Genomic DNA, 2,229 nt, shown 5'->3' with positions numbered 1-2,229 from the left:
ACTTCCTCTTCATTAACGCCTAAGACAATAATCTTATAAGGAACTAAGAGTTCATTCTTCACGGCTTTAGAGAATGTGTAGGTATAAAGCTCTTTTCCATAGAGTGCTTCATCATCCATAGACGCCAAAATGCCATTCATCTCATGGGCTTGTTTTTTTGCACTATCAGCAAAGATTTTTGGCGTTGCTGTCATATACAGACGTTTTTTACCCCGAATAATGCTGTTATCATGAACTTTGATAAATTCAGATTCATGCTTGTCTGTTCCCAATACAACCCCAGTTGTTCTATGAGCTTCATCGCAAATGATCAGATCAAATTCGGGTAAATCATATTCCTTTTGTGCATCGGAAATCACTTGAATGGAATGATAGGTCGAAAAGACCACAGTCATCACATCAAGAGAGGTCTTATTGGCTTTACGGGCAAGTTCTTTTGCATTCGTGGTAGCCGGTAAGACAAGATCAGAAGCATCCAGACCAGATTCATCATCCTGTTTCCCTTTACGACGCTTGCCTACTTGTGTATCCGAACACACCGCAAAGGAACGCAAGGGCACTTCTGTATCAAGGGTCCATTCACGGATTGTTTGTGACATCAAAGCAAGAGAAGGCACCAAAAACAAAACATGCTTGCCTTGACCTGCTATGGTCTCTGCTATCTTAAGGCTAGTGAAAGTCTTGCCCGTTCCACACGCCATAATAAGCTTGCCACGGTCTGCTTCTTGTAAACCTTCACAAACAGCTTTCAGTGCATCCTTTTGATGATCTAAAAGCTTTTTTTTCGGTTGTTCTTTAAGGACAGCTTGTCCTCGTTCTTTATAAGCGCCCCAATCAATTTGACTGTTTTCTAAATCAAACAGATTAATCTGTTGAATACGAACCTCTTGTCCATCACAAGTATTGTTAGCATTATCACTCCAATTGCTTTCGGTACTATCAACCAAAATACGACGCGTAAAAATCTTTTTCCCAGAGGCAGCGATAAAGCTATTAATATCTTCTTTTTTAATGATGTGAGAAGCATCATAGCATTTACATTGAATAGCCGCATATCCTCCTTGATCACGGATTGTAGCGACCAGATCAATACCAATATCACGCCCATCTTCATCATGTTCCTCAGCCCATTCCGAATAAGTTTGAACCTTTTCGTATTCTTGCTTTTGCAACGGGTCTTGCATGAGATAAGCCATGACAAGGTTTTCAAACAGCGTTCCCAATTCACGAGGTGATTTTGCTTGTTGACGATAATATTCTAAGAGAGAACGTAAAGTGACTTGTTTATTATCAGACTTAACAGATTGAAGCATATTAAGATAAACTCCATTGGCTATGGCAAGATCAAAACTCGTAAAGAAACGAAATGAAGTCTATTAAATTGATTCAAAAGAAATAGCGATAACAAAATGAGACAAAAGCAGCAGAAAACCCATAAATCGCTTAAAATAAATTTTATAAATCATGCTTATCAACAACAGAATAGTGAAATTTGCTATTTATTTCACATATCATTCAAGACGAATGCACTATGTGTTTAAAAACATCAGAATGATTATTTTGATATGTTTTATGCGTCATTGAAATGATCACTTTTGTCAGTTCAATTTACAGACACAAACTGACAAATATATATTATTGATTGAATTTATGGGTTGTATCTTGATAAGGGTTGTATCATTAAAATACTAACATATTGAAATATAATGTTTTTAATTTTTTACCATTTAAAAAAAATGCTATAGGGGCTAGAATGAACTGACTAAACTGACAAAACTCTTTTTACAAAGCCACTCAGATCATTTGCTTTTGGAGAAAAGTTCCTTGATGAGAATACCATAAAAAGAGTTTTGCGTGGTTGTCTTAAGACTTCAAAAGAGTTTTTTTATTGTTTTATGCTGTTGTTTTTGACCAAAGGATGCCACTCATAGCGTTTATCAGGACGCCGACCTAATTCATTCCCCTCTATAGGAAATTCACGAATATAGTTACAACGGCATAAAAGCTCTAAAGCTTGCTTAACAGCTTGATTATCTTTTAAAGAACTCCAACATCGTCTATAGATATCTCTTGCTGTAAAAACATCGGGTAAATGATCACAACGTTCGACAATCAATTTTGCCCGCTCTGCTGTTAATTGATCACACGCCGCATAAAGACGTTTTGCGTGACTTATCAGATATTTTTCCCAACGTAATGCCATAGAAAGAGAGGAGAAACCAACTTCAA

The 2,229-nt window shown here is 36.7% G+C and carries 1 protein-coding gene and 1 pseudogene; both read right to left on the bottom strand.

The genetic code is table 11. The annotated features are described in order from the left end of the window. Positions 1-1,313: DEAD/DEAH box helicase family protein (locus PVV68_RS10115; RefSeq protein ID WP_273783010.1), on the bottom strand; the 1,313-nt coding region annotated here is incomplete at its 3' end. Between the two features lie 572 nt (positions 1,314-1,885). Further along, positions 1,886-2,229: pseudogene (locus tag PVV68_RS10110) on the bottom strand (DUF3987 domain-containing protein); the annotation flags it as partial.

Origin of the sequence: Bartonella sp. ML69XJBT (assembly GCF_028618515.1) — a bacterium.
GTDB lineage: Bacteria > Pseudomonadota > Alphaproteobacteria > Rhizobiales > Rhizobiaceae > Bartonella.
Note: the sequence above shows the minus strand (reverse complement) of the source record. Positions and strands in the feature narration are given on the sequence as shown.